This is a genomic window from Pseudomonas sp., from assembly GCF_051660785.1.
In the GTDB taxonomy this organism is placed as follows: domain Bacteria; phylum Pseudomonadota; class Gammaproteobacteria; order Pseudomonadales; family Pseudomonadaceae; genus Aquipseudomonas.
Genome location: NZ_JBOFQE010000059.1, coordinates 281,402 through 288,455, shown reverse-complemented (window position 1 = coordinate 288,455; position 7,054 = coordinate 281,402). Strand labels below are relative to the sequence as shown.

The 7,054-nt window shown below is 61.1% G+C and carries 7 protein-coding genes; 3 read left to right on the top strand and 4 right to left on the bottom strand.

Annotation, left to right across the window (positions count from 1 at the left end):
• Window positions 1–114: 114 nt before the first annotated feature.
• Window positions 115–1,161: a class I SAM-dependent methyltransferase gene (locus ACRC4F_RS17065; RefSeq protein ID WP_438660401.1), complete on the bottom strand. Its 1,047-nt coding sequence runs from the start codon at window positions 1,159–1,161 to the stop codon at window positions 115–117.
• A 480-nt stretch (window positions 1,162–1,641) separates the two neighbouring features.
• Here ACRC4F_RS17065 and ACRC4F_RS17060 point away from each other — a divergent pair, with 480 nt between their 5' ends.
• From ACRC4F_RS17060 to ACRC4F_RS17050, 3 genes are all read left to right on the top strand, one after another.
• On the top strand, window positions 1,642–2,976 hold the full coding sequence (locus tag ACRC4F_RS17060) for an acetamidase/formamidase family protein (RefSeq protein WP_438660400.1): 1,335 nt from the start codon (window positions 1,642–1,644) through the stop codon (window positions 2,974–2,976).
• Between the two features lie 144 nt (window positions 2,977–3,120).
• Window positions 3,121–3,960, top strand: coding sequence for an HvfB family MNIO-type RiPP peptide maturase (locus ACRC4F_RS17055; RefSeq protein ID WP_438660399.1), 840 nt, complete (start codon window positions 3,121–3,123; stop codon window positions 3,958–3,960).
• Window positions 3,953–4,711 (top strand): HvfC family RiPP maturation protein, encoded by a 759-nt coding sequence (locus tag ACRC4F_RS17050; RefSeq protein WP_438660398.1) that lies wholly within the window; start codon window positions 3,953–3,955, stop codon window positions 4,709–4,711. Before ACRC4F_RS17055 ends, ACRC4F_RS17050 begins: the two co-directional genes overlap by 8 nt.
• 115 nt (window positions 4,712–4,826) lie before the next feature.
• Here the strand turns inward: ACRC4F_RS17050 and ACRC4F_RS17045 are convergent, their stop codons facing one another.
• Genes ACRC4F_RS17045 through ACRC4F_RS17035 form a run of 3 tightly spaced genes read right to left on the bottom strand, consistent with a single transcriptional unit; the run spans window position 4,827 to window position 6,989 of the window.
• Window positions 4,827–5,774, bottom strand: coding sequence for a phosphatidate cytidylyltransferase (locus tag ACRC4F_RS17045; RefSeq protein ID WP_438660397.1), 948 nt, complete (start codon window positions 5,772–5,774; stop codon window positions 4,827–4,829).
• The gene (locus ACRC4F_RS17040) at window positions 5,771–6,370 is read right to left on the bottom strand and encodes a lysophospholipid acyltransferase family protein (protein WP_438660396.1); all 600 of its coding nucleotides are present in this window, start codon (window positions 6,368–6,370) and stop codon (window positions 5,771–5,773) included. Before ACRC4F_RS17040 ends, ACRC4F_RS17045 begins: the two co-directional genes overlap by 4 nt.
• Window positions 6,357–6,989, bottom strand: coding sequence for a CDP-alcohol phosphatidyltransferase family protein (locus tag ACRC4F_RS17035; protein ID WP_438660395.1), 633 nt, complete (start codon window positions 6,987–6,989; stop codon window positions 6,357–6,359). Before ACRC4F_RS17035 ends, ACRC4F_RS17040 begins: the two co-directional genes overlap by 14 nt.
• Window positions 6,990–7,054: the final 65 nt, after the last annotated feature.

Here is a 7,054-nt window from a genome sequence, read left to right as displayed (position 1 = left end):
AGTGAAACGAGGCTGCAATCTTTTGATCTTGTTTTTAAAAAACCAAAGTCAAAAGATCGCAGCCTCGTTTCACTCGACAGCTCCTACAGGGGTTCTTCAGTGAGTCAGCGGTGGTTACTTGCGCGCCTCCAGAATCAGGTTGAACGGCGTTTCCGTGGCCCGGCGGAAACTCTTGAATCCCGCCTCGGTGAAGACCTTGCGCAACCGTGCCTCACCCGCCTGGGCGCCGAGCCCGAGGCCGACTTCCTGGGACAGCGAGTTCGGTGTGCAGATGAAGGTCGACGCGGCGTAGAACAAGCGGCCAACCGGGGTGACGTTGTCGTCGAGCGAGTCGTTGGCGAACGGTTCCACCAGCAGCACCGTGCCGTCCGGTTTCAGCGCCTCATACGCGTGTTTTGCCGCGCCTACCGGGTCGCCCATGTCGTGCAGGCAGTCGAAGTAGCAGACCAGGTCATAGTCGTCGCCGGGGAAGCTTTTCGCGGTGCCCTGGAAGAACCGCGCGCGCCCGGAAACGCCGCCTTCTTCAGCGCGTTGGGTGGCAACGGTGACGGACGGTGCGTGGTAGTCGAACCCGACAAACCGCGAGTCCGGGAACGCCTGGGCCATGATCACCGTTGACGCGCCGTGGCCGCAGCCGATGTCCGCCACTTTGGCACCGGCCTGCAGTTTGGCGACCACGCCGTCGAGGGCCGGCAGCCACTCGGCGATCAGGTGCGCCTTGTAACCGGGCCGGAAGAAGCGCTCCGTGCCGCTGAACATGCAGGGATGGTGATCGCCCCAGGCCAGAGCGCCGTTGCCGCGCATGGCGTTGACCAGTTTGTCTTTGTCATGGAAGAACGACGCAACCACCCCGACACCGCCGGCGATATACACCGGTGAGTCTTCGATGGCCAGTGCCAGGGCTTGCTCTTCGGGCAGGCGGAACTGGCCGCCTTCGTGTTCCATGTAACCGGAAGCGGCGTGGGCGCTGAGCCATTCGCGCAGCAGGCGGGGGTTGCAGCCGGTTCTGTCGGCGAGTACTTCAGGGGTGATCGGCTGACTGTCGGCCATGGCCCGGTACAGGCCGAGTTCTTCGCCGAGGATGACATTGGCGAGCATCGCCGCGCCACCCATGTCGTTCACCAGTTTGCCCATGAAATCATTGAGTCTGGCCTCGTCCATCACGTGTGCTCCTTCAGCAGGATCACAGTCCAGAGGCCTTGTTTTTCGAGGCGTTCACCCCTGGGCGGTGGTCGTGGGAATGAACAGGACGCTGTGCACGTCCCGCGTGCAGTAAGTTTAGTCCGAGCCCCGTGCGCCGCGGCCTGGAGCGACGAAAGCCCATCTCCCAGACACCACTGAACCCCTGTGGGAGCTAGCTGTGGCGAGGGGATTTATCCCCGTTGGGTCGCGAAGCGGCCCCGCGTCCGTTCAGACAGATAAATTTGTCCGGATTGACGACTGCTTCGCAGCCGAACGGGGATAAATCCCCTCACCACAGGGCTAGCTCCCACCGGGTATTGGTGGTGTGTATCGCACTGTATCTAACTGGCATCCCGACACATTCCAGTTCATTCCCCGCCACCGGCGAACACAGACCAGATACAAACCTGCGATGAACTGTGACCCCGTATTGCGCCTTTCACCGTTAAGGGGACACCAATGACCACGCTTGCGTCTGAAACCGACCTCAATTCTTCACCCGTCAACCACCTGCGCGTCGATCAGTACACCAACGGCCTCATCGGCCCCAGCCAACCCATGCTAGGCCCGCTCGCCGACGGCGGCACCCTGATCACCGGCACGCCGCCGGGCTGCTGGGGCCCGATGATCACGCCGGCCTTCGAGGGCGGCCACGAAGTGACGCAACCGGTGGCCATTGCCGGTGCGGAAGTCGGCGATGCGGTGGCGATCAAGATCAAAAGCATGCGAGTGACCTCGCTGGCGACGTCGTCCGGGGTCATGAGCTTCGTGGAGGGGCGCTACAACGGCGATCCGTTCGTCTCCAAATTCTGCTCCAAGTGCGGCACCGATCACCCCGCCAGCCACGTCGAAGGCATCGGCGAAGAGTCGATTCGCTGTAACAACTGCGGCGCCGAAGTCAGTGCTTTCCGCTTCAGCCATGGCTACGTGATCGTGTTCGATGCGCAGAACCAGGTCAGCCTGACCGTCAACCAGGACGTCGCCAACCGATTGGCCGGCAATGCCTCGCAAATGTCGGCGCTGCCGGAATTCGCCGCCCAGCATTCGATCCTGTCCCTGGCCCGCGCCGACATCCCCGGCGTTGCCGCGCACATGCGCCCGTTCCTCGGCAACATCGGCACCACGCCGTCCCGTGACTTGCCCGATTCGCACAACTGCGCGGACTTCGGCCAATACCTGATCAACGCGCCACACCGTTTCGGCATGAGCCGCGAAGAACTGCACGCAGCCAAGACCGACGGCCACATGGACACCAACTCGATTCGCGAAGGCTGTGTCCTGATCTGCCCGGTGAAAGTGCCGGGGGCCGGTGTTTACATGGGCGACATGCACGCCCAGCAAGGCAACGGCGAGATCGCCGGGCACGCCACCGATTGCTCCGGGGAAACCGAGGTGACGGTGCAAGTGGTGAAAAACCTGACGCTGGAAGGGCCGATCCTCCTGCAAAACCTCGACGATCTGCCGCCGATGGCGCGGCCGATGAACGCCGAACAACGGCAGAAAGTCCGCGAACTTGGCGAGCGCTGGGGCCAGCACGAGATCGAGCAGAGCGGCCCGATCACCTTTATCGGCAGCGGCGAGAACCTCAATGTCGCGGTGGAGAACGGCTTGAGACGCGCCGCTTCGGTTACCGGCCTGCCGTATGACGAAGTGCTCAACCGCGCGACCATCACCGGCTCGATCGACATCAGCCGCTTGCCGGGCACCGTGCGCGTGACCTTCCTGTGCCCGATGAAGGTGCTCGATCGCATCGGCATCGGCCATCTGGTGCGCGAGAAATACGACCTGGCGTAACGCCTGCCCAAGGGTCTGTACCAAAGTGTGTACAGACCCGCCGGCGATACAACCGCTACGAATTTCTGCCTGACCGGAACACAACCCCGATACAGCACGTCGGTTAACTGTGATTCCGAACTGGCAACCCTCGAGATCGACACCATGCAGACCCCCATCACCTCAGCCAAAGCGACCGTCGGGCTTGGCCTGCGTCGCGGTTTAATGAAGGACCTTCTGGCCGCCCGTACCGGCGATTTCGACTTTCTGGAAGTCGCCCCGGAAAACTGGATCGGCATTGGCGGCGCCCATGGTCATGCGTTACGAACCCTGGCCGAGCGTTTTCCATTGTCCTGTCACGGTTTGTCCCTGTCGCTGGGTGGGCCGGCGCCGCTGGACGTCGGGTTCTTGCAGGAAGTCCGGCTGTTTCTCGATCAATACAACGTGCCGCTGTACAGCGAGCACCTCAGCTATTGCAGCGATGACGGTCACCTTTACGACCTGTTGCCGTTGCCGTTTACCGAAGAAGCGGTGCATCACGTGGCCGCGCGAATCCGCCAGGCCCAGGACATTCTCGGCCGGCGCCTGGCGGTGGAAAACGTCTCCTACTACGCCGCGCCCCAGCAGGACATGGACGAAGTGACGTTCACCAACGCGGTACTGCGCGAAGCGGATTGCGACCTGTTGCTGGACGTCAACAATGTCTACGTCAACTCGATCAACCACAGGTTCGATCCGCAGACTTTTCTGGCGAACATCGACCCGGGTCGGGTGGTGGCGATGCACGTGGCCGGGCACTTCGATGAGTCCGACACCTTGAAAATCGACACCCATGGCGCGTCGGTGAAACCGGTGGTCTGGTCGATGCTGGCGCAGGCATATGCACGATTCGGCGCGCAGCCGACGTTGCTGGAGCGGGATTTCAACTTTCCGGCGTTTTCCGAACTGGTGGCGGAATTGCAGACGATTCGCCGTTTGCAGTCCGAGGGGGTGAACCGTGGATAAGCCGAGTCTGTTTCAACAGCAAACGGCAATGGGCCTTTACCTGCGCGATCCCGAGCACTGCGCGCCGCCCAGCGAAATGAACACAGCGCGAGCCCAGGTCTACCGCGACCTGATTTTCGCCAACCTGTCGACGCTGCTCAGCGGGACCTTTCCGGTGCTGATCAAGATTCTCGGTGATGCGCGCTGGCGTTCGCTGGTGCGAATCTTCCTGCGCGACTACCGCGCGCACACGCCGAAATTCGGTGAAATCGCCCAAGAGTTTGTCGAGTTCCTGGCCTCGGAGCCGCAAGCGTTGAGCGAGGGCGTGTGGCCGCCGTTCATGGTGGAGCTGGCGCATTACGAGTGGGTCGAGATGGCCTTGCAGCAATCCGAGGCCGAGCCGTTGCCGGCCAGCGATGCCGGGTTGTTGCTGGAACGACCGTTGCAGGTTTCGCGGCTGGCCTGGCCATTGGCCTATGCGTGGCCGGTGCAGTTGGTGGGGCCGGATCATCAGCCGGACGTCGCACCGCCGCAACCCACGTTATTGTTGGTGCGCCGGGCCCAGGACTGGAGTGTGAAGTTTTCCGAGCTGAGCCCGTTGGCGTGGCGGTTGTTGCAGCGGATCGAGGAGTTTCCGGAGCTAGACGGGCAGGCGCAGCTGGAAGGGTTGGCGGTGGAGGCGGGGGCCGCGGGATCGCCGGAGTTCATGGCGAGTGGCACGGCATTGTTGCGGCAGATGCATGGGGAAGGGGTTGTTGGCGTATTTGCCTGACCGAACACAATTCCCCAAACACCCACTAACCACTGTGGGAGCGAGCCTGCTCGCGATAGCGGTGTGTCAGCCAACAACAATGTTGAATGTGACGGCCTCATCGCGAGCTCAGTGTTTATGGGGCTGAGAAAAAATACCGCGTCAGGTGAAAGAAGATCGGCGCCGCAAAGCAAATCGAATCCATCCGATCAAGCATGCCGCCATGACCCTTGATCATGGTCCCCCAATCCTTCGCGCTCAGGCTGCGCTTGATGGCGGACATCACCAGCCCACCCAGAAAGCCCATCACCACAATCACCAGCGACATCAGCAGCGACTGCCAAAAACTGAACGGCGTCATCCAGAACATGCACCCGCCAATCAACGTGGCCGACAGACCGCCACCGACCAGGCCTTCCACCGTTTTCGACGGACTCACCAGCGGCGCAACCTTGTGCTTGCCGAAGAGCTTGCCGAACACGTACTGCAGCACATCGCTCAACTGCACGACGAACACGAGATAGAACAGCAGCAGCGCGTTCTGCCCCTTGAAACCTTCCAGGTCCAGCAGCAACAGGGCCGGCGCGTGGCTGATGCAGTAGACGCAAATCATCACCCCCCACTGGATCTTGGCCGCCCGTTCCAGAAACGCATCGGTGTCCTGGCTCAGCACCGCAATCGCTGGTAACAGCAGGAACGCGTACACCGGAATCAACAGTGTGAACAGCGAATACCAGTGCGTGCCGATCAGCACGTATTGCAGCGGGATCAGAATGAAGAACGCCGAGAACAGCGCGTTATGATCGCCAAGCCGTGTTGGCGTCAGGGTGATGAACTCCCGGAGCGCAAACAGTGAAATGAAGCCGAACAGAATGACCGTCGCGTTGCCGCCCAGCAGGTAGGACACGAAGAAGATGATGACCATGCCCCACCAGGCATTCACCCGCTGGTTGAGGTTTTCGATGGTCGAGATCGAGCCTTCTGTCGTAGCGCGCTTGGCCAGAATCCGGCCGATGATCGAGGCGATGGCCAACAGGGCGGCAATGGCGCCGAAGAACCACAAAAACTTTTCATCAAGATTCATTCCGACAACCTCACAATCGCTTCACGCGCCCGATCCAGAAACACCTGTTTTTCCTCGCCGCTGATCCGTTGCAGCGGGTCGCCGATACGGATCGTACAGATGATGGGCAGCGGGACGTGTTTGCCTTTTGGCATGGAGCGATGCAGGTTTTCCAGGTAGATGGGCACCAGGTCGACCTCGGGGAATGTCTCGGCCAGTCGGAACAGACCCGATTTGAACGGACCGGGCAACGCCTCGCTGCCGCGCGTGCCTTCCGGAAAGATGATGATCGAATGGCCGGCGCGCACCACATCGAAAATCGGCTCCAGCACGTTGACACCGGGCGCGGGATTACGATCGATCAATACCGCGTTCAAGCCTTTCTGCGAGATGTACGACAAAAACCGGTTCTTCCCCCAGTAGTCAGCGGCGGCGACCGGTTTCACATTCACCCGGGCTTCCGGTGGCAGGGCCGCGATGATTGCCAAGGTGTCCATATGGCTTGAGTGGTTGGCGAAATAGATGCGCTGGCGTGTCAGGTCCGGCGGACTTTCCCATCGCGCGGTAACGCCGATCAGGAAGCGAAGAACAGAAATCAGCGCGTTACTGATCCACATGAGCATTCCCCTTGAGCTGGCGCGAAATGGCCAGCGTGCGCGTGACGCAAGTCGCGGCTGAGCCGGCAGCGATGATGATCAGCGCGATCAACAGCACGTAGTGAGTGGCATAAACGCTGGCTTCGACGGCATTCAACACAAGGCTTGCGGTCATCACGGCCATTCGATGCTGCTTGGCCATGGGGCCGATGAAGCTCTGCTTCAGGCCAATCGAGCCGCCGAAAACCCTGACATACGCCGTCAATGCCGCCGCCAGTGCCGCGAACCAGCCGAGCTCGGCGTAACCAATGGCATACCCCAACGCGACGATCAGCAAGCTGTCGGCGATGCGGTCGGGGAATTCGTTGTAGAGGCTGCCGATGTCGGATTTCTTGCCGCCCTCGATGGCTACCATCCCGTCGAAGAGGTTGCACAGCAGGCGCAATTGAATGCCGACGGCGCAAAGGATCGAGCCGATGAGCCCGTTATCGATAATCAGCGCCACCGCCCCGGCGAGCGCGAAGGCGATGCTGGCGACGGAGATCTGATTGGGGGAAATGTCTCCTTTCACCAATAGGTCGGTGATGTGTTTCGCCCAGCCCGCAGAGCGCGTCTTGATGGGCCTTCTGTTGTCATCCATTCGCCAATATCCCTATAAGTGTCGATTGCTATCGGGTGCGCCGCCGTCGCGTGTGACGCGACGGT

Excerpts from the sequence above, each read along its gene's own strand:
- ACRC4F_RS17065 (WP_438660401.1), bottom strand. The coding sequence starts at position 1,161 with ATGGACGAGGCCAGACTCAATGATTTCATGGGCAAACTGGTGAACGAC.
- ACRC4F_RS17060 (WP_438660400.1), top strand. The coding sequence starts at position 1,642 with ATGACCACGCTTGCGTCTGAAACCGACCTCAATTCTTCACCCGTCAAC.
- ACRC4F_RS17055 (WP_438660399.1), top strand. The coding sequence starts at position 3,121 with ATGCAGACCCCCATCACCTCAGCCAAAGCGACCGTCGGGCTTGGCCTG.
- ACRC4F_RS17045 (WP_438660397.1), bottom strand. The coding sequence starts at position 5,774 with ATGAATCTTGATGAAAAGTTTTTGTGGTTCTTCGGCGCCATTGCCGCC.
- ACRC4F_RS17040 (WP_438660396.1), bottom strand. The coding sequence starts at position 6,370 with ATGTGGATCAGTAACGCGCTGATTTCTGTTCTTCGCTTCCTGATCGGC.
- ACRC4F_RS17035 (WP_438660395.1), bottom strand. The coding sequence starts at position 6,989 with ATGGATGACAACAGAAGGCCCATCAAGACGCGCTCTGCGGGCTGGGCG.